The sequence below is a fragment of the Bradyrhizobium sp. Leo78 genome (genome assembly GCF_059512425.1).
The window spans coordinates 64909-84479 of the sequence record NZ_JCAMOT010000011.1 but is presented as its reverse complement, the minus strand read 5'-3'; the positions used below and the strand labels follow the sequence as shown (position 1 = coordinate 84479).

The 19571-nt window shown below is 63.4% G+C and carries 16 protein-coding genes; 4 read left to right on the top strand and 12 right to left on the bottom strand.

The features are described 5' to 3' along the window. Positions 1–6: 6 nt before the first annotated feature. The 11 genes from AC5ZG1_RS16700 to AC5ZG1_RS16650 form a co-directional block, all read right to left on the bottom strand. Complete coding sequence (locus tag AC5ZG1_RS16700; RefSeq protein WP_496133514.1) at positions 7–684, bottom strand: energy transducer TonB; 678 nt, start codon at positions 682–684, stop codon at positions 7–9. A gap of 303 nt (positions 685–987) precedes the next feature. Further along, positions 988–2724: a chemotaxis protein gene (locus AC5ZG1_RS16695; RefSeq protein WP_496133513.1), complete on the bottom strand. Its 1737-nt coding sequence runs from the start codon at positions 2722–2724 to the stop codon at positions 988–990. A gap of 4 nt (positions 2725–2728) precedes the next feature. Further along, entirely contained in the window at positions 2729–3820 is a 1092-nt protein-coding gene (locus tag AC5ZG1_RS16690) for a protein-glutamate methylesterase/protein-glutamine glutaminase (protein WP_456642847.1), read from the bottom strand. 19 nt (positions 3821–3839) lie between these two features. Then, on the bottom strand, positions 3840–4682 hold the full coding sequence (locus tag AC5ZG1_RS16685; RefSeq protein WP_456642846.1) for a CheR family methyltransferase: 843 nt from the start codon (positions 4680–4682) through the stop codon (positions 3840–3842). A gap of 16 nt (positions 4683–4698) precedes the next feature. Beyond that, positions 4699–5184, bottom strand: a complete 486-nt coding sequence (locus tag AC5ZG1_RS16680; RefSeq protein WP_456642845.1) for a chemotaxis protein CheW — start codon at positions 5182–5184, stop codon at positions 4699–4701. Between the two features lie 117 nt (positions 5185–5301). Then, complete coding sequence (locus tag AC5ZG1_RS16675; protein ID WP_496133512.1) at positions 5302–7095, bottom strand: methyl-accepting chemotaxis protein; 1794 nt, start codon at positions 7093–7095, stop codon at positions 5302–5304. 79 nt (positions 7096–7174) lie between these two features. Then, the gene (locus AC5ZG1_RS16670) at positions 7175–8872 is read right to left on the bottom strand and encodes a methyl-accepting chemotaxis protein (RefSeq protein WP_496133511.1); all 1698 of its coding nucleotides are present in this window, start codon (positions 8870–8872) and stop codon (positions 7175–7177) included. Between the two features lie 38 nt (positions 8873–8910). Next, positions 8911–9381: a chemotaxis protein CheW gene (locus tag AC5ZG1_RS16665; RefSeq protein WP_496133510.1), complete on the bottom strand. Its 471-nt coding sequence runs from the start codon at positions 9379–9381 to the stop codon at positions 8911–8913. Beyond that, positions 9382–11424: a chemotaxis protein CheA gene (locus AC5ZG1_RS16660; protein WP_456642841.1), complete on the bottom strand. Its 2043-nt coding sequence runs from the start codon at positions 11422–11424 to the stop codon at positions 9382–9384. After that, positions 11421–11786: a response regulator gene (locus tag AC5ZG1_RS16655; protein ID WP_027580048.1), complete on the bottom strand. Its 366-nt coding sequence runs from the start codon at positions 11784–11786 to the stop codon at positions 11421–11423. The genes AC5ZG1_RS16660 and AC5ZG1_RS16655 overlap by 4 nt, the downstream gene beginning before the upstream one ends. Then, entirely contained in the window at positions 11786–12103 is a 318-nt protein-coding gene (locus tag AC5ZG1_RS16650) for an STAS domain-containing protein (RefSeq protein ID WP_028167213.1), read from the bottom strand. The genes AC5ZG1_RS16655 and AC5ZG1_RS16650 overlap by 1 nt, the downstream gene beginning before the upstream one ends. Before the next feature lie 289 nt (positions 12104–12392). On the opposite strand from AC5ZG1_RS16650, the gene AC5ZG1_RS16645 reads away from it, so the two are divergent. Continuing rightward, positions 12393–13475 carry an HD domain-containing phosphohydrolase gene (locus tag AC5ZG1_RS16645; protein WP_496133509.1) on the top strand — a complete coding sequence of 361 codons (1083 nt, stop codon included), beginning with the start codon at positions 12393–12395 and terminating at the stop codon, positions 13473–13475. Between the two features lie 319 nt (positions 13476–13794). Continuing rightward, positions 13795–14055, top strand: coding sequence for a hypothetical protein (locus tag AC5ZG1_RS16640; RefSeq protein ID WP_130225922.1), 261 nt, complete (start codon positions 13795–13797; stop codon positions 14053–14055). Between the two features lie 332 nt (positions 14056–14387). Here the strand turns inward: AC5ZG1_RS16640 and AC5ZG1_RS16635 are convergent, their stop codons facing one another. Then, the gene (locus AC5ZG1_RS16635; protein ID WP_496133508.1) at positions 14388–15134 is read right to left on the bottom strand and encodes a hypothetical protein; all 747 of its coding nucleotides are present in this window, start codon (positions 15132–15134) and stop codon (positions 14388–14390) included. Between the two features lie 125 nt (positions 15135–15259). Here AC5ZG1_RS16635 and AC5ZG1_RS16630 point away from each other — a divergent pair, with 125 nt between their 5' ends. Continuing rightward, positions 15260–16444 (top strand): efflux RND transporter periplasmic adaptor subunit, encoded by a 1185-nt coding sequence (locus tag AC5ZG1_RS16630; protein WP_496133507.1) that lies wholly within the window; start codon positions 15260–15262, stop codon positions 16442–16444. Further along, a complete protein-coding gene (locus AC5ZG1_RS16625; RefSeq protein ID WP_496133506.1) occupies positions 16441–19554 on the top strand; it encodes an efflux RND transporter permease subunit in 3114 nt (1037 codons plus the stop codon). Before AC5ZG1_RS16630 ends, AC5ZG1_RS16625 begins: the two co-directional genes overlap by 4 nt. The last annotated feature ends 17 nt before the right edge of the window (positions 19555–19571 follow it).

The following is a 19571-nucleotide window of genomic DNA, read 5'->3' as shown; positions in this document are numbered from 1 at the left end:
CGGATCTCACGACGGATCGAAGCCGAGCGCGACTTCCACGGTCATGGAATCGGGAAGAGCCGGCGGTATCTGCGGCAGCGGCTGAGCGCGGCGAATGGTATCGATTGCGGCCTGATCGAGCACGGCTTGACCGGAGCTGGTCTTGACCCAGGCGCCGAGCAATTTCCCGTCTCGGCCGACCGAGAAGACCGCAAGCACCGTCCCCTGCAGATGCTGCCGCTTGGCGGCCTGCGGATAGCGCTGGAATTTGTCGATATGACGCACCAGGATGTCCCTGAACTGCAGCTTCGCGGGGGTTGGCACGGCGTCCGCGGAACGCAGCGGGATCCTGCTCGAAACGGCCGCTTCGGAAGACGACGTCTCTTCGACCGGCAGTGCCGCGAGCGTGTTGCGCGACATCTCGGCCGGCGTCTCAGTCGGAGCCTTGCCCGGGTTTGCTGCGTTCACGGCCGTTGACTGCGAAGCTTGGTTCACGGGAATCGGCAGCGGATCCGGACGCGGCAACAGCCGGACCTCGACGACTGCCGTCGGCTCGGCCTGCCCGCCAGCCCTGTGGAGCTGAAGGTGAAGCCAATACACGCCGCCCACGAAAAGTAACCCGACGATCGCCGGAAACAGCATCAGCCGAAAGCCCTGCCCGAACAGCGAGGCATCCGGATCGTCATCGGTTACGAAGGATTTCATCGCGCAGTGCTTACCGTGACGATCGCGCGCACGGGCTGAGGGGCTTCAGCGCCGACATGCGCGCCCAATAGCGAACCCCGCGCCAGCATCCGGTTATCTCGTTCGTGCCTGTCTTCCGTGGAATCATCCGGCCCGCAAAGCGGCTCGCAAGCGAGGGGCGCGGCTTCGGCCGGAAGCTAGCTCATATAGCCTCTTTGTGACAGAAATCTACTCTGGCCAAGCTCCCGGCAAGGCCTATTCGAGCGTGATGAGATGGCTAGAGCATGAGCCGGAAAACCGCTTCACACTTTTCCGGATCATGCTCTAGAACAGCAGGACGCCGTCGTCGTGCACCTCCGGCTCGGGCCGGTGCGGCGTGGATTTCGACATCACGCCGAGGCGCTGCAGGACGTCCCGATGGACCTGCCGCTCCCGTTCCATCGTGTACTGCGCGAACAGATCGTCCAGCACCGCCTCATCGCTCGAAGTCAGCGACAGCTTTCCGATCGTTGCGCTCGACGCCTCGAGGCGCGAGGCAGCAGCCGGGAGGGACGCGGATGCCTCGCCGAGCGCGGTCATCAGATCGTGGGCACCACCCATCAAGGCCTCGAATTCGGCACCCTCGTGGACGAGCCGGTCCATCAACCGATCGAGCCGCGCGTTGCCGGCCTCGACCTCCTGCAGCGTTTGCAGAATCGACGGCTCGAGCCTGGTCAATTGCGCGGGATTTCCATGAGCGCGCAACTCCTTGAGATCGCCTGCAGCGCGCTCGATGCGGTCGAGGATCGGCTTCAGCCTGGAAGCGCCGGCGGAGACCTGATCCGCGGTCATCTTGAGCTCGTTGGCGATCACGACGAACGCATTGCCCTTCACGCCCAGATGGCCGGCCTTGAGGCTGGCATTCATGCCGATCAGGATGATGTCGACGACGGCCTCGCCAAGGCCCGTGATCGCCAGACGAAACTTGCCGAGCGTATCCTCGACGACGGAGAGGGCAGCATCGACCGATCTGCCCGAATTCTCGCAGGTCGCAATCAGCTCCGAGGCCTGCGCCAGCGTTTGCTTGATGACGGCAAGGAATGACCGGGCCTCGCCGCCATGGCCGCCATATACCGAGCGACCTTGCGCAACCACGCCGGTCGCATCGGCAAGGATGGCATTCAGCGAACGGACGATCGCGCCGATATCATCGCCGAACTCGCGATCCGCATCCTTGAGTTGCGCGGCCTGGAGCTGGCAGATGATCTGGGCTCTTTGCGCACTGGCATCCGCTTCGAGCGCCGGAACGGTGCTTACTGCTGCGACAGCGACACGACGCAAGCCGCCGCAGACATGCTCCAGACGTTGCCGCGTGCTGTCGCCCGACTGCAGCGAGATGATCGCGCTGCCGACGGCATCGGCGATCTTCTTGGTGCTCCTGCCCGCGAGCTCGACAAGATGGACGCTCTTGTCCTGCTGCTCGCGCATCCCTGCATAGGCCGAGATCAGACCGGCGCTCGCCGAGAGAAGCTGCCCCCGATAGAGCTTCTCGAATTCCTTCTGCCTGTTGAGCGCAGTTTCGACCGCTACCGACAGCAGCTTCTGATCGCGCGCGCAGCCTTCGATCGAACGCTGCACCGATTGCCCGAGCTCGAATACCTCCTTTGTGAAATCAAGGAAGCTGTCGCGCTCGCCGTCCAGCGACGCCGCCTCGATGCGCGCGCTCCGCGCGATGATGGAGATCATCTGGATATGCTTAAAGAGCGGTGCGATCTGCGCGGATGCGGCCTCGGCGTCCTCACCGATCCGGCCGAGAAGCGCGCTTTCCGCCGGCAGTGCCTCGGCCAGCGCGTTCAAGCAGCCGGCGATATCCTGAAGCGCCGTCGAGGCGCCTTCGATCTCCGCGCCCGACATTTCGCGCGAGAGGCCGGTGAGCGCGCCCTCGAGCTCCTTGAACAGGGCGTGACCGCGACCGAGATGATTGCCGACCTTGGCAAAACTATCCTCGATGCGGGACGACACCTCCTCGACGGAGGCAACTGCCGCAGCAACCATGCCGGTCTGGATGTCGGGAGAGGTCATTGCATCATTCCGTCAGCGCAGGTTGTCCGGCCTGGTGCCAGAGCATGATCTCGCGCGCGATGTGGTTGAGCGAAACCACCTTCTCCACGGCGCCGTGCGCGATCGCCTCTTTCGGCATGCCGAACACCACGCAGCTCTCTTCGTCCTGCGCGCGCGTCGCCGCGCCAAGCTTGCGCATCTCCAAAAGGCCCCTCGCGCCGTCGTCGCCCATCCCCGTCATGATGATGCCGAGCGCATTGCGGCCGGCATATTGGGCCGCCGAACGGAACAGGACGTCGGCCGAGGGCCGATGCCGCGACACCGGCGGGCCGTCCTTGATGGCGATGCTGTAACGCAGGCCGGTTCGTTGCAGCAGCATGTGGCGCGCGCCGGGCGCGATATAGGCGCAGCCCGGCTGCACCGGCTCGCCATCCTCCGCCTCTTTCACCGTGATCTGGCAGGCGGCGTTGAGACGCCGCGCGAACGCCGCGGTGAAGCCCTGCGGCATGTGCTGAACGATCAGGATCCCCGGGCAACTCGGCGGCAGCGCCTCCAGCACGTCGAGCAGCGCCTCGGTGCCGCCGGTCGAGACGCCGATGCAGACGATGCGTTCAGTGGTCGGCCGCGAACGCCCCTGGATCGGCGGCGGCATGATGGCATCGGCAGTCAGCTTCTTCTCGACGCTGCGCCGCTGCTGGCGTGGGCGCACGCGCGCACGCGCCGCCGACTTCACCGCTTCGCGCAGCCGGTTTGAACATTCCAGCAGCGCCTGCCGGGTATCGATCCGTGGCTTTGGAACGATATCGACCGCGCCGGCCTCGAAGGCTTCGAACATCTGATCGGAGCCCTCTTCGGTGAGCGACGAGCAGATGATCACCGGGATCGGGCGCTGCGCCATGATCTTGCGCAGGAACGTGATCCCATCCATGCGCGGCATCGCGATGTCGAGGATGATCACGTCGGGCAATTCGTTCTGCAGCCGCCGCGCCGCAGCGAACGGATCGGAGGCGGTCGCCATCACCTCGATATCCGGATCCTCGCTCAGGATGGTCGTGAGAATTTGGCGTACCGACGCCGAATCGTCCACGATCAGCACGCGAAGTTTCTGCTTTGGCATTGCCGTGCGCTCCACGTCGCTAGACTCTAAAAACTGTCGGCTGAACCTGCTTCAACGTCGGCACCGTGTTGTGGATCATCGATTCGGAATGCCCCACCAGCAGATAGCCTCCCGGCCGTAAGTGCGAGCAAAGCTGATCGACGACCTTGCGCTGCGTCTGCCTGTCGAAATAGATCAGGACGTTCCGGCAGAAGATGATGTCGACGTCGCGGTCCACCGGATAACTGGAATCCATTAAATTCATCCGCATGAAATTCGTCAGTCGCCGCAATTCCGGCACCACGCGGACTTCGTTGCTCGATCGGTCCTTCGACGACAGGAAGTAGCGCTTCACGAACTCGGAAGGGACCGGCGCGATGACGTCGCGCGTGTAGATGGCGGCTTTGGCAAGCCGCAGCACCGCGGTCGAGATGTCCGTTCCGAGGATGCGAAACTGGAACCTTGTGCCAGACCTCGTCATGTCGTCGAGAACCATCGCGGTCGTATAGGCTTCCATGCCCGTCGAGCAGGCCGCGCTCCATATCTTCAACCCGTGCGAGCCGCGGCCGCGCGGCTTCAGGAGCGCCGGCACCGCGACCTCCTTCAAGAAGGTGAAATGCGCCGGCTCGCGGAAGAAATCCGTCTTGTTGGTCGTGACCACATCGATCAGATGGGTCAGCTCGTTGTCGGGCAGGCCATTGTCGAACAGATGCTCGACATATTCGTTGAGCCCGGAATAGTTGAGCGCGCGGACGCGCTTGTGCAGCCGCCCTTCCAGCATCAGGCGCTTGCCGGCAGGCAGCTTGATGCCGACCTGCCCCTCGATCAATTCAGCGATCGTGCGGAATTGACGATCGGATAGATGTACCCCGGCCCCCGGCATCGCCGATGTCGCAGATCTAGGCTGCGGCAGATGCGTCGACGCGGGCCTTGTCGGCGGACACTTCCGCATCGGCCATCAATCGTGCGAGATCGAAGATGATGACGAACTTTTCTCCCTTGCGTCCGATGCCCGCGATGTAGTCGGATTGCCAGCGTCCGCCGACCGAGGGCACGGGACCGATCGAGTCCTCGTCGATATCGGTGACCTCGAACACGCAGTCCGCCACGAAGCCGACGCCAACCAGGCGGTCGTTCATCGGCACGTCCAGGATGATGATGCGCGTCGCCTCCGTCGCCGGCACGCTCGGCAGATCGAGCTTCAGCCGGAGGTCGACGATCGGATAGCCGCTGCCGCGCACGTCGATCATGCCGAGCATGAAATGCGGCGCGTGCGGCAGACGCGAAATCGGCCGCATGTCGAGGATTTCGCGGACGTTACAAATGCTGATGCCGAAGGTCTCCCCGGCGAGACCGAGCGTCAGATATTGAGCGGTGCCGGCCATGTTGCGTCCTTCCGGTCAGAGATCGCGGGGAATCGCCTCGAAGGCCAGGCCCCGCGTGTTTCTTTTCTGAGCATGATCTTTTCGGAAAATCGGTTCCCCACTTTTCCGGATCATGCTTTAGCGCTGAAAATCGGCGTCGCGATCGTCGCTGTCTTCCATCGCGAAGGCGAAGCCACCGCCGGCGGCGGCCTTGAGCGCGCGTGCCGGCTTGGCGACGGGCTTGCGCTCGGCGGCTGCCATGCTCGCGGCTTTCGCGCGGAGCTGGCCGACGGCGCGGTCGATCGGCATTGCCGTCGCCGGCCTGTCCTTTGCCTGGTCGATACGGAAATAGGCGATCGTCGACTGCAGCTGTTCGGCCTGGGAGGCCAGTTCTTCCGAGGTCGAGGAGACCTGCTCCGATGCGCTGGCGTTCTGCTGGCCGACCTTGTCGAGCTGCTGGATCGCCTGGTTGATCTGCGCCGAGCCGACATCCTGCTCGCGGCAGGCCGCCGTGATCTCTTCCACCAGCTCCGCCGTCCGCTTGATGTCAGGCACCAGCTTGGCCAGCATGCTGCCCGCTTCCTGTGCCACCTTCACGCTCTCCGCCGACAGCGTGCCGATCTCGGCTGCGGCCGCCTGGCTGCGCTCGGCGAGCTTGCGAACTTCGGAGGCGACGACTGCAAACCCCTTGCCGTGCTCGCCGGCGCGCGCGGCCTCGACCGCCGCGTTCAGGGCGAGCAGGTCGGTCTGCCGCGCGATCTCCTGCACGATGGTGATCTTTTCGGCGATCGTCTGCATTGCCTCGACGGCGCGGCCGACCGCGGCGCCGCTGGCTTCGGCATCCTTCGCCGACTGCCCCGCGATCTTTTCGGTCTGGTTGGCGTTCTCGGCGTTCTGCTTCACGTTGGCCGCCATTTCCTCCATCGAGGAGGAGGCTTCTTCGGCCGAGGAGGCCTGCTCGGTCGCGCCTTGCGAGAGCTGTTCGGCGCTGGCCGAGAGCTCCTGGCTGCCGGCCGAGACGTTCTGCGCCGCCGTCAGCGCTTCCGCGACGATCGTGCGGAGCTTCTCGACCATGCGCTGCAGGGCCATGCCGAGCGTATCCTTGTCCGACAAGCGCTTGGCATCGACGGTGAGATTGCCCTGCGCGATCTCGTTGGCGACAGCCGCCGTTCCGTTCAGGTTCACGGTCATCGCATTCAGCGACTTGACGAGGTCGCCGATCTCGTCGTTGCTGACAACGTCGATCTTCTGGCTGAGATCACCGATCGCAACCGCATCGGCAAGGTTTACGGCACGGCTGAGTCCGCGGCTGATGTTGAGCGCAATCCAGGTCGCCGCCACCACCGCGATCACGAGCGAGGTGAGCACCAGGATGACCAACAGCATCTCGGCGCGCGCCCCGTCCTGCCTTGCCTGCTCGGTCTGCTCGGCCATCGCCGACTTGACGAGCGAGATGTAGGCGTTTGCGGCTTCCAGCGCGTCGGCCACCACCTTGCGACCGTCGTTCATCGAACGATCCGTCGCCGCCGCCTTGTCGACCTTCGCGAGGCGGACCGTCTCATCCTGATAGGCATTCATCTTGACGTAGGCGGCCGAGAAAGCATCGATCAGCCTTTTGCCCCTGTCGGTTGCTCCGGCATAGATCTCGTCCCTGGTCTTGAGCAGCGGCTCGCGAATCTTCGCGAGGTCGGCAACGAACTGGTCATAGTTCTTTTCCGAAGCGATGATGGAGTTCTTCTCGGCCCGCACCTGAAGCAGGATGCCCTTTTCGAGTTCGGCGGCCTTGTCCATGCGTCCGGCCCGCGAAACGAGACTCTCGGCCGTGCCGACCATGTCGCTGAGCTTCACGTAGCCCACCGCGCCCGCGACCATGGACAACAGGATGACAAGGCCAAAGGCGCCGGCCAATTTTGCTTTTACGGTAAGTCTCATTTCAGCCCCCAAGAGAATGCTCGAATTGTTGGTCGGACCGCAATCAATCCAACCTGCCAGCCCACCAACGCTTCACTCCTCAGCGCTGAAAATCAGCGTCGCGGTCGTCCCCGTCTTCATCCAGCTCGAAAGCGAAGCCGCCGCCATTGGCAACCTTGAGGGCGCGACGGCCCTGCGGCTTCGCCGCGGCGGCCGGCGGCTTCCTGGCGCCGCGATCGGCGGCCGCCATTGTCGCAGCCTTCGCGCGCAGTTGGCTGACCGCCTTGTCGATCGGCGCGGCGGCGGCCTTGCGGCCATGGTCGATGCGGAAGAAGGCGATCGTCGACTGCAACTGCTCGGCCTGGGAGGCCAGCTCTTCCGAGGTCGAGGAAACCTGTTCGGATGCGCTGGCGTTCTGCTGGCCGACCTTGTCGAGCTGCTGGATCGCCTGGTTGATCTGCGCCGAACCGACATCCTGCTCGCGGCAGGCCGCCGTGATTTCCTGGACCAGGTCCGCGGTTTTCTTGATATCGGGCACGAGCTTGGCAAGCATGCTGCCCGCCTCTTGCGCGACCTTCACGCTCTCCGTTGACAGCGTGCCGATCTCGGCGGCGGCCGCCTGGCTGCGTTCGGCGAGCTTGCGCACTTCGGAGGCGACCACGGCAAAGCCCTTGCCATGCTCGCCGGCGCGCGCGGCCTCGACCGCGGCGTTCAGGGCGAGCAGGTCGGTCTGCCGCGCGATCTCCTGCACGATCGTGATCTTTTCGGCGATCGTCTGCATCGCTTCGACGGCGCGGCCGACTGCGGCGCCGCTGGCCTCGGCATCCTTGGCCGATTGCGCCGCGATCTTCTCGGTTTGGTTGGCGTTGTCGGCGTTCTGCTTCACATTGGAGGCCATCTCCTCCATCGAGGAGGAGGCTTCTTCAGCCGAGGACGCCTGCTCGGTCGCGCCCTGCGAGAGCTGCTCGGCACTGGCCGAAAGCTCCTGGCTGCCGGCCGAGACGTTCTGCGCCGCGGTCAGGGCTTCCGACACGATCTGCCGCAGTTTCTCGACCATCACGTTCAGCGACTTCACGAGATCGCCGATCTCATCATTGCTGGCATTGGGAATGGTCTTGCTGAGATCGCCATCGGCGACTGAGCCTGCAAGATCGACCGCACGTCCGAGCGAGCGGCTGATGCTGATCGAAATCCAGAGCGCCGCCGCGACCGCAACCGCGAGCGAGATACCAATCAGGGTCATCAACATCAGTTGCGCCTGGTGGCCCGCCTCCTTCGATTGGACAGCCTGCTCGGCCATCTGCCTCTTCGTATTCGCGACATAGGCGCCCATGGCCTCGAGCGCATCGGCGACGACCTTGCGTCCCTCATGCATCGAGCGCTCCGTGGCCTTGGCCTTGTCGGTCTTCGCCAGCTTGATGGTATCTTCCTGGAAGGCGTTCATCTTGGCGTAGGCGCCCGCAAACGTGTCGAGCAGCTTCCTGCCGGCCTCGCTTGCCAGTGCGTAGACCTCGTCCTTTATCTTGAGCGCCGCCTCGCGGGTCTTCGCTGCCTCCGCGGCAAACTGCTCGACGTCGGCTTCCGTCCCCAGAATCGCATTCTTCTCCGCTCGAAGCTGGAGCAGGATGTCCTTTTCGATCTGCGTCGCCTTCTCCATCCGCGTGGCGCGCAGCACCATGCCGTCGGCGGTCTCCATCATGTCGCCGAGCTTCATGTAGGCGACACCGCCCGCGACCGCGGACAGGACGATGATCAAACCGAACGCAACGGCCAGCTTGGCCTTGACCGTAAATCTCATGTGCAGCCCCCAACCTCAGTCTCGCCCCCGAGACGTCCTCAATTCAGGATACGTTCCATATTCGGTACGATGACGAACTCTTCACGCCACTTGGTGATGAAGCGGATGAACTCCGGCTTCCAATGCATGCCGACGCGCGGCGTCTGCTGCACGTCGGTCCGCGAGATCTCGGTGACCTCGTAGACCTTGTCGGCGGTGACGCCGACCAGGACCGGCTCATTGTCGATGCCGACCTCGATCACGACGATCCGTGTCTCCGTGGAGGCTTCGGTCTGCGGCATCCCGAAACGGATGCGCAGGTCGGCCAGCGGAATGACATTGCCGCGCACATTGATCACGCTGGGCACGAACGAGCGCGAGCCGGCCACTTTCGTCGCGGGAACCGGATCGATGATCTCGCGCACCAGGCCGGCATCGAGCGCGAATTTCTCGTCGCCGAGCCCGATCATGACCACCTGCATCGAACCGTCCTGGACGGTCCCGGCGCCCTGCTGCGGATCTTTCGCCATCTATGCCGCCTCGCTCATCTGCTGCTTTTCCGCTCGCGACTGCGCCAGCGCGACGAGTTGCGCCACGTCGAGAATAAGCGCGGCCGTGCCGTCACCGAGGATGGTCGCGCCGGAAAAGATCGTGACGTCGGAATGCAGTTTCGAAAGCGACTTGATGACGGTCTGATGATTGCCGATGATCTGGTCGGCAACCAGCCCGACGCGCGTCTCGCCGGTCGAGATGATGATCGTCTTCTGATGCTGTCCGGGCATACCCGACACGTCGAGAATGTCGCGGAGCCGCAGGAAGGGCACGAGATTGCCGCGCACGTTGAGGAAATTGCGCCCACGCGAACGCTCGTCGTCCGCCGTGAGCTCGACGCACTCCTCTACCGCCGGGAGCGGAATGATGTAGCGGCCCTCGCCGACCCGGATCAGCAATCCCTCGATGATCGCAAGCGTCAGCGGCAGGCGCAGCGTGACATTCGTTCCCTCGCCGGTCTTTGTCGACAGATCGATCGAGCCGCGCATATTCTCGATGGTGCGCTTGACCACGTCCATGCCGACACCGCGGCCGGACAGCGCGGAGATGGTCTGGGCGGTCGAGAACCCCGGATGGAACAGGAATTGATGGATCTCATGATCCGACATCGCGGCACCGGGCGCGATCAGCCCCTGCTCTTCCGCCTTGGCGCGGATGCGCGCGGTGTTGAGCCCGCCGCCATTGTCCTTGACGGTGACGAGAACCTGTGCGCCGGAATGGACGGCCTGCAGCTCGATCCGCCCCTGCTCGGTCTTGCCGGCCGCCGCGCGCGTTGCGGAATCCTCGATGCCGTGGTCGACCGCATTGCGGATCAGGTGCACGAGCGGATCGGCAAGACATTCGATCATGGTCTTGTCGAGCTCGGTATCCTCGCCCGAGGTGACGAATTCGACCGGCTTGCCGAGGTCGCGGGACAGATCGTGGACCAACCTTCGGAAGCGGCCGAACAGGGAGCCGATCGGCACCATCCGCGCGCCCATCGTGGTGTCGCGCAGGCTTCCCGCCAGCCGCTCGATTTCCTCCGCGATCATCTTGATCGAGAGATCGGAGCCGGCTGCGGCCAACTGGCTGAGCCGCGCCTGGGCGATGACGAGCTCTCCGACCCGGTCCATCAACTCATCGAGCCGTTCGGCCTGGACGCGGACGGTGGCGATGCCGCGCTCTTCCGCGCGCTTCGGCTCGTCGCGCTTCCGTTCCGGCGGCGTCGCCGGCTCCGCCGCAGCGGGGACCGAGGAAGCGGTCGGCGCCGGGGCCGGAACCGGAGGAGCCACCGGCTCGGCTTCCGCCATTGCGAACGTCGGCGCCGCGCGCTCGACCTGCGCCAGCGGCACCAGCGTCAGCTTCATCTCGTCCTGCACGAACATGAAGACGTCGTCGATAGCGTCCTTGTCGCAACCGCTATGCAGCGTGACGTCCCATTTCAGGTAGCAGTCCTCGGGCTCCAGCTCGTCCAATAGCGGCACGCCATCGGTGACCGGCACGACGAAGCAGGGACCGAGCTTGCAGAGATCATCCAGGAGGTCGAGCGGATTGGAGCCGTTGCGGAGAATATGTGACTCGAATTCGAGGCGCAGTTGCCAGCCCGCCGGTCGGCTCTCGCTTGCCGGCGGGGTGTCGATCTCAGACTCGACCGGCAGGACCTGCTCGACAGGTGAAACGAAACGCTTCAGATCATCCAGGATGGCGTCGCCGATGATCGAATCGGCGCTGTCAGGCGCTTCGATCAGGGCGCGGATGTAATCCTTTGCAGCCAGCGCGACCGCGATCAGCTCCTGGGTCGGCTTGATCTCGCCTTTGCGGACCAGCTCGAAGGCGGTCTCGAATTCGTGGGTGAACGCGGCGACCTTGTCGAAGCCGAACATCGCTCCGGAGCCCTTGATGGTATGCAGGGCGCGAAACGCCGAGTCGACCAGCTCGCGGTCATCGGGACGCAGGCCAAGATCAAGCAGGGCGCCTTCGAGCGTTTCGAAAAGCTCGCTCGCCTCCTGACGGAATATCTCCGTCGGGTCCATGCTGCTCATGACCGCACCAGCTTGTTAACCACCGCGAGCAATTGCTCAGGCTTGAAGGGCTTGGTGATCCATCCGGTGGCGCCGGCGCTCTTGGCTTCCTGCTTCACCGCGTCGTTGGACTCGGTGGTGAGGAAAACGATCGGCAGGCCGACCTGCGACGGCAGCTTGCGCAGGGCCCTTATCAGTTCGAGGCCGTTCATGACGGGCATGTTGAGGTCGGTGATCACGAGATCAAGCTTGCCCGCCTGCGCCTTCGCCAGGCCCTGCGCGCCGTCGCCCGCCTCGATCACGTTGTGACCGGCCGGCTCGAGCACGACCTTGATCATCTGGCGGATGCTGGGGGAATCATCGACCGTCAGGACCGTAGCCATCACGCGCCATCCTTGTTGTGAAAATGTTGGTCGATCATCGCATCGCTGGAGAAGCCTGCGCGGCGAAGGGTATTGCGGAGGCTTTGCGAGAATGCAGTCAGGACGACCGGGCGGCCCTGCGCCTTGCCGGTCTCCGCGGTGGAAAGCAAAAGCTGGATCGAGGTGACGTCGGCCTTGTCGACAGCGGAGCAGTCGATCTCGAGCCGATCATTGCGGCTGAAGGCCTCGCGGATCGTGTCGTAGACTTGGCGGATCGACGCGATGCTGCAGTCCGGTGGCAACTGCAGCCACCGTTTGGACTCTGTCACGTCAGCCATTCACCGCCCCCGCATTCCCAGAAATTCGCTTTAGCCGGAATGCGAATCTCTTTCGGCCGAAGTATCGGCAGAGATGGTGATTAAGATGTTAATCAACCGCGATTCCATGCAAGATGACCGTAGGATTACGGTGCGCGGGATTCGACGGGTAGCCTGGTAGGATTCGCGACTGCATTCACGCGCATCAAAAAAGCCATGCAATCGGCGATTGTCAGGCTTAGGTCGACGTTAAGAGCCTGCACAGTAGCTCTCGGTCTCGTACAACCGACCGTACGTACCAGGACGTCAGATGCTTACACAAGCGCTTCTCGTTGACGACAGCCGTTCTGTCCTCGACTTCCTCACGCGGCTCCTGGAAGCCGACGGTACCGTGCAGGTCACGGCGTACACCTGTCCGCTGCAGGCGATGACATCGGCGATGCAGCGCCAATATGACATCGTCCTCGTTGACTATGAGATGCCGAGAATGGACGGCGTCACATTCATCCGCGAACTCCGTGCGATCGAGAACTTCGGCAATATTCCGATCGTGATGATCACCTCGGTACAGACGGACGACGTGCGCATGCAGGCGCTCGAGGCCGGCGCCACCGATTTCCTGCCGAAACATCCGCAAACTCTGGAGACCAGGGTCCGGCTGAGAAATCTCATCCGGCTCGGCATTGCCGTTCGGCAACTGAACGACCGCGCAGCCGATCTCGTCCGGGAAGTTGCCAGCGCCACGCAGAAGCTGCAGGAGCGCGAGGAGGAGATCATCCTTCGTCTGGCGCTCGCCGTCGAATACCGCGATAACGATACCGGCGAGCACACGCTTCGGGTAGCGAAATACAGCCGCATCATCGCCGAAGAACTCGGCCTGCCGCCGCGGCTCATCCGCGACATCTATCTTGCGGCCCCCCTGCACGACGTCGGCAAGGTCGCGATACCCGACAGCATTCTGCTCAAGCCCGGCCGGCTGAATGCGGAGGAGATCGCGATCATACGCACCCACGCCGTGATCGGCGGACGCATTCTCGCCGACAGCCATTGCGAGCTGATCCAGCTTGGAGCCGAGATCGCTGCCGCTCATCACGAACGCTGGGATGGCAGCGGCTATCCCAACGGGCTCAGGGAAACCGACATTCCGATCGCGGCCCGCGTCGTCGCAGTCGCCGACGTCTTCGATGCGCTGACAATGAAGCGTCCCTACAAGGATCCGATGCCGCTTGCGGACGCGCGTCGTTACCTCGAGGACAGCAAGGCGCGCCAATTCGATCCCGCCTGCGTCGAGGCCTTCCTGTCACGCTGGAACGAAGTCGTGACGATCGCCACCGGGCAACATGCGATAGCACCGTGGCAGGCCGAAATGCGCACGCTTTCGACGGCCGTCTAGCTTCAACTGAAACCAAGCTGCTGGCGCGGGATGATTTTTCCTCGAAGCATCATCGCGCTCTATCTTCTTGTTTGAGCATGATCTTTTCGGAGAACCTGTATCCCGCTTTGCGCTAACGCGGCCCTCCGGGTCCGGATCATGCTCTGAGTTGTGTAACGTCGTTGTGAGCGGGCAGCTCCCGCCTGCAACCTGCGCACGAATGCGCTCACGCGGCATTGAGAGAACGTGAGAAGACGCGCTCTTTAAACAGGGTGTCGCGATCCGCACTTCGAAAGGGGAGCCACGCTCCATTGGCTCCGCTTCCTGATGGAGAATACCCATGTCTGCAATCAAGCTCTTGTCGATCGCGCTGGTCGCTGCGGCGACGCTTGCAACTCCCGCGATGGCTCGCGAACACACGCGCCACGCTCTGCGTGCCAATGCCGCTGCCGTTGCGGCGCCGGAGCAGGTCTATGTCGGCGGACCGGGCTGCGTTCCCGCCCCGCGGGTAGGCGCGTTTGCCTCGCAGCCCTGGACCGACGGCAACGTTCCCTGTGAACCCGGCACCGGCTATGGCTATTACGGCTACGGCTATTACTGATCCGGTTGCTTCGGACCACCGTTGAACGAGTGTCCTGTCAGTCGAGCTGACGGTCGAAACTGAAGAGGCCGGACCGCTTGTGCGGTCCCGGCCGCTTTTTTTATTGGTAGTATCGTAGATTCAAATCCCGCTGTCCGGCGCATGCGCGCATCAGTGGATTAGCGCTGCGCTATTGCTGCGCTCCGCGCAGCGCTGCGCAAAGAAAATCCCAAGCGATATCTCACTGCATTCCTAAAGACGAATTTAGTGGATGCGCCGCCGAACGCGCCTACTTTCAAGCCGTCGGAGAATCCGGTCGGCTCGGTCGGCTGGCGCATTCGATGCGGGGCGCTTCATTCACGGAGAGGAAGTGTCATGATGAGACGATTGACAGCGATCCTGGCAACGACCCTGCTTGCAGGATTGTTCACAGCGAATGCCGCTGTCGCGCAAGTGACGGGCATGGCGACGCCGACTCCGACGCTTGACGCAACCTCTCCGCTCGGCAGCGCGGGCTCGCCGGTCTCGCCAACGGGAATTCCGCTGGGCGCAACCGAGCTCTCATCCGCGGGAGTCAGTCCGCTCGCGGCTCCCGCGACGGGCACGATTGCAATTCCAAGCAGCGGCACGGTCTGTTCGACAGTTGGAACAGCGCCGACCCAGATGTTCGGATCGACCGCCACCTTCGACGGCGCCGGAATGGCGGTCGGATCGACCGCGCCTGCAACCGCGGCCATGGCGGGCAATACGGCCGCGACACCGGGCATATCGCCCGTGATTTCACCGACATCGGGCGTGTCGACGACGTCAGGCACGCTGGAGAGCTCGGGCATGGCGACAGCATCCGGCATCATCGACACGTCGGGAACGTCCGGGATGTGCGGTTCGGGCTCGACCAGCGTCATTGCATCATCGACACCGTCATCGACCTCGCCCACGACAATGGGCGGTGTCAATCGAACCGGCATTCCCCTCGACTCGACCGAGATCGGCAACCTCGGCGTCAGCTCGGCGGCGCCGGTGCCGACACCCGGCGTATCGCTCCTTCCAGGCGTCGTTGGACCGGTTGCGGCCCTCCCGACCGTGCCGACGGTTCTCACTCCCGCTCCAACCGCCTCCACCTCCACGATGGCAGGCAGTGCCTGCTCAATCCTCACTGCGGGCAGTGTCACGTCATCGGCAGCTATTCCGGGTTGCTAACAAATCTCTCAGCGAAGCCCAGACCATGAAAAAGAAGATCGTTGTCGGTGCCGTCATGCTGACCGCCGCAGTGGCGACCGGCGCTCTGCTCCACGCCATGCATGACTTCCCGTTCGAGACGGCCGCCGCGGCGCCGGCCCGGCCGTCCCCGGTGCCGATCGTCGCCGGAACGGTCAGCCAGCACGACGTGCCGATCTATCTGACCGGCGTCGGCACCGTGATCGCCTACAACACCGACGTGGTGCGCGCCCAGATCCAGGGGCAGATCTTCACCATCAACTTCACCGAAGGCCAGCATGTGCATGCCGGCGACCTGCTGGCGCAGATCGATCCGCGCCCCTATCAGGCGCTAATCGATCAGTACACCGGAGCACTGGAACGCGATCAGGCACAGCTCGCCAACGCCAATGCCAACCTCGTCCGTTACACCCAGTTGGGGGCCAAAGGCTGGGCGACACCGCAACTGATCGAAACCCAGAAGGCGCAAGTCGGGCAGTTGGACGGCGCGATCACAACCGACAAGGCGCTGATCGAGGCCGCGAAGGTGCAGCTCAGCTTCACGCGCCTGACCTCACCGATCGACGGCGTGGTCGGGATCCGCCAGATCGACGTCGGCAACATCATCAGCCCGTCGAGCACGAACGGCCTCTGCGTGGTGACCCAGCTCGATCCGATTTCGCTGATTTTCACACTTCCGGAGACGGTCCTGCCGCAAATTCAGAAGCAGCAGCAAATCACCAAGGCGCCGCTCACCGTCCTCGCCTATAACCAGGACGACACGATCGAGCTCGGCCAGGGCCAGCTTGGCCTCGTCAACAACGAGATCCTGCAGACCACGGGCTCGATCCAGCTCAAGGCCAATTTCTCCAACAAGGAGAACAAGCTCTGGCCGGGTGAGCTGGTCAACGCGCTATTGCTGCTCGACACGCGACACAACGGCCTCACCGTGCCCGCGGCGGTGATCCAACAAGGTCCGAATGGAACCTATGCGTGGGTCGTCAATCCCGACAACACCGTTGCGATCCGCCAGGTCAAGGTGGCGCAAATCAGCGACGGACAGGCGCTGATCGATTCCGGACTCTCGGCAAATGAGCGGGTGGTGGTCGACGGCCAATACAAGCTGCAGCCGGGCACACATGTGATCGCGCTCCATGGCAAGGCGGCCGAGGAAGCCGCCGCGCAGGACGCAATGCAGACGCCAATCCCATGAATATTTCCGCACCGTTCATCCGACGGCCGATCGCGACCGCCCTGCTCATGGTGGGCTTGTTCGTAGCTGGGCTGGTCGCCTATCCGCTGATGCCGGTGGCGGCGCTGCCGAACGTCAACTATCCCACGCTGACGGTGACCGCTCAGTTGCCCGGCGCCGATCCGCAGACCATGGCATCTTCCGTGGCATCGCCCCTCGAGCTGCAGTTCGGCGAAATCCCGGGCCTCACCCAGATGACGTCGGCGAGTGCGCTCGGCTACACCCAGATCACGCTGCAGTTCGATCTCAGCCGTCAGATCGACGGTGCGGTGAGCGACACGCTGTCGGCCATCAACGCCGCTTCCCCTTACTTGCCGACGGGCCTGCCGTATCCGCCGACGATCCGCAAGGTCAATCCGGCCGACACGCCGATCCTGGTGCTCGGCATCACCTCGGACAGCCTGCCGCTGACCACGGTGGACGCCTATTCCGAAAACATCCTGCTGCAGAAGATCTCGCAGATCTCCGGCGTCGGTCTCGTCGGCGTCGGCGGCCAGCAGAAGCCCTCCGTCCGCATCCAGGTCGACCCGGAGGCATTGGCCGCCCGCGGCATCAATCTGGAGGATCTGCGGACAGTGCTGGGCCAGGCCAATGTCGATCTGGCGAAGGGCACGCTCAACAGCCCGCGCCAGACCTACACGCTCAACACCAATGATCAACTGTTCAAGCCCGACCAATATGCCGATCTCGTCGTCGCCTATCGCAATGGATCTCCGGTCCGCATCCGTGACATCGGACGCGCGATCAGCGCGCCGGAAAACGACCTGATCGCCGGCTGGTACAACAATCAGAGGGCGATCCTCCTGGCGATCCAGCGCCAGCCCGGCGCCAATGTCATCGATACGGTCGCGCGCATCAAGGCGATGATGCCGGTGCTGCAGGCCTCGATTCCCGCCGGCATCAAGATCAACGTCATTTCCGACCGCACCGATACCATCCGCGCATCGATCGCCGACGTGCAGTTCACGCTGCTGTTGACGATCGGGTTAGTCGTCATGGTGATCTTCATCTTCCTGCGCAGCTTCTGGGCGACCATCATCCCGGCCGTCACCGTGCCGCTGTCGCTGGTCGGCACTTTCGCGATCCTCTACGAAATGGGCTATAGCCTCGACAACCTGTCGCTGATGGCGCTGTCGATTGCGGTCGGTTTTGTCGTCGACGACGCCGTCGTCGAGATCGAGAATATCACGCGGCACATCGAGGAGGGGCTCTCGCCCTATGATGCGGCGATGAAGGGATCCGGCGAGATCGGCTTCACCGTCATGGCGATCACCTTCTCGCTCATCGCCGTGTTCATCCCGCTGTTCCTGATGAGCGGCTATGTCGGGCTGTTGTTCCGCGAGTTCGCGATGACGGTGAGCGTGGCGCTCGTTCTCTCACTGGTGATCTCGCGCACGCTGACGCCGATGATGTGCGCATATCTGCTCAAGCCCGAAAGCAACTCGCACGGCCGGCTCTATCGATTGTCCGAACGCGGATTCGACGCGCTGCTCAACCTCTATGAGGCCGGCCTCAGGATCGTACTGCGTCACCGCTTCATCACGCTGATGGTGATGCTCGGCACCATCGCGCTGACCGGCTATCTCTACGTCGTCATTCCCAAGGGTTTCTTCCCGGAGCAGGATACTGGGTTGATCCTCGGTCAGTCGGAGGCGTCGCAGGATATCTCGTTCCAGGCGATGGCCCAGCGCCAGCAAGCCCTGCTCGACGTCATCATGCGCGATCCCGCCGTCGCTTCCGTCGGGGCCGCGGTGGGCGCCGGTGGCGGCGTCTACACGGTCAATGACGGGCGCGTCTACATCCAGCTCAAGCCAGCCGACCGGCGTGATCCGATCGACAAGGTGATCGCGCGATTGCGGACGAACCTCGCCAAAATCCAGGGCGTCACGCTGTACATGCAGCCCGCCCAGGACATCACGATCGGAGCCCGGCTGAACAAGACGCAATTCCAGTACACGATGAACGATGCCGATCCGGGCGAGCTCACCCGTTGGGCGGGCCTGTTCCTCGACAAGATCAGAACGATCCCCTCGATCACCGATGTCACCACCGACCAGCTCAATGCCGGGCCGCTGCTCGACATCACCATCAAGCGTGAAGTCGCCTCGAGCTACGGCATCCTGCCCTTCACCATCGACAACACGCTGGACGATGCTTTTGGTCAGCGCATCGTCTCGACGATCTACACCACGCTGCAGCAGTACCATGTCGTCATGGAGGTCAATCCGAAGTTCCAGTACTCGCCCGATGCGCTCAACGGCATCTATGTGAAATCTTCGAGCGGGCAGCAGGTGCCGTTGTCGACGCTGGTCGATTCGGTCGTGAAGGTCTCGCCGCTCGTCGTCAATCACCAGGGGCAGTTCCCGTCGGTGACGATCTCGTTCAACCTTGCGCCGGGTGCCGCCATCGGCCAGGCCGTGAGCACCATTGATGCAGTGAAGAAGGAGCTGAATCCGCCGCTCTCGCTGCAGACCAGCTTCCAGGGCAACGCCCAGGCCTTCGGCGCCTCGCTGTCGAGCACGCCGATCCTGATCCTCGCCTCGCTGTTCGTGATCTACCTGATCCTCGGCATGCTCTATGAGAGCACGATCCATCCGATCACCATCATCTCGACCCTGCCGTCGGCCGGCGTCGGTGCGCTGCTGTTGCTGATGGCGGCCCATTTCGATCTGACCGTGATCGCGATTGTCGGCCTCATCCTGCTGATCGGCATCGTCAAGAAGAACGGCATCATGCTGGTCGACTTCGCGATCCACGCCGAACACAATGAAGGACTCAGCACGGAAGAGGCGATCTACCAGGCCTGCATCAAGCGGTTCAGGCCGATCCTGATGACTACGATGGCGGCAATGCTCGGCGCCGTGCCGATGATGGTGGGCACCGGCGCGGGCTCGGAGATCAGGCAGCCGCTCGGCTATGCCATTGTCGGCGGCCTCGCGGTGTCGCAGATCCTCACGCTGTACACGACGCCGGTGGTCTATCTCTATCTCGACCGGCTGCAGATCTGGCTGTTCGGCGAGAAGGAGGCGGCAACCTCCCCCGTCCAGCCCCAGGCAACGCCGGCCGAATGAGACGGCGCCGGCCGCCA

Bases quoted from the DNA above. Each gene is read 5' to 3' on its own strand.
- AC5ZG1_RS16700 (WP_496133514.1), bottom strand. From the start codon at position 684: ATGAAATCCTTCGTAACCGATGACGATCCGGATGCCTCGCTGTTCGGG.
- AC5ZG1_RS16695 (WP_496133513.1), bottom strand. From the start codon at position 2,724: ATGACCTCTCCCGACATCCAGACCGGCATGGTTGCTGCGGCAGTTGCC.
- AC5ZG1_RS16690 (WP_456642847.1), bottom strand. From the start codon at position 3,820: ATGCCAAAGCAGAAACTTCGCGTGCTGATCGTGGACGATTCGGCGTCG.
- AC5ZG1_RS16685 (WP_456642846.1), bottom strand. From the start codon at position 4,682: ATGCCGGGGGCCGGGGTACATCTATCCGATCGTCAATTCCGCACGATC.
- AC5ZG1_RS16680 (WP_456642845.1), bottom strand. From the start codon at position 5,184: ATGGCCGGCACCGCTCAATATCTGACGCTCGGTCTCGCCGGGGAGACC.
- AC5ZG1_RS16675 (WP_496133512.1), bottom strand. From the start codon at position 7,095: ATGAGACTTACCGTAAAAGCAAAATTGGCCGGCGCCTTTGGCCTTGTC.
- AC5ZG1_RS16670 (WP_496133511.1), bottom strand. From the start codon at position 8,872: ATGAGATTTACGGTCAAGGCCAAGCTGGCCGTTGCGTTCGGTTTGATC.
- AC5ZG1_RS16665 (WP_496133510.1), bottom strand. From the start codon at position 9,381: ATGGCGAAAGATCCGCAGCAGGGCGCCGGGACCGTCCAGGACGGTTCG.
- AC5ZG1_RS16660 (WP_456642841.1), bottom strand. From the start codon at position 11,424: ATGAGCAGCATGGACCCGACGGAGATATTCCGTCAGGAGGCGAGCGAG.
- AC5ZG1_RS16655 (WP_027580048.1), bottom strand. From the start codon at position 11,786: ATGGCTACGGTCCTGACGGTCGATGATTCCCCCAGCATCCGCCAGATG.
- AC5ZG1_RS16650 (WP_028167213.1), bottom strand. From the start codon at position 12,103: ATGGCTGACGTGACAGAGTCCAAACGGTGGCTGCAGTTGCCACCGGAC.
- AC5ZG1_RS16645 (WP_496133509.1), top strand. From the start codon at position 12,393: ATGCTTACACAAGCGCTTCTCGTTGACGACAGCCGTTCTGTCCTCGAC.
- AC5ZG1_RS16640 (WP_130225922.1), top strand. From the start codon at position 13,795: ATGTCTGCAATCAAGCTCTTGTCGATCGCGCTGGTCGCTGCGGCGACG.
- AC5ZG1_RS16630 (WP_496133507.1), top strand. From the start codon at position 15,260: ATGAAAAAGAAGATCGTTGTCGGTGCCGTCATGCTGACCGCCGCAGTG.
- AC5ZG1_RS16625 (WP_496133506.1), top strand. From the start codon at position 16,441: ATGAATATTTCCGCACCGTTCATCCGACGGCCGATCGCGACCGCCCTG.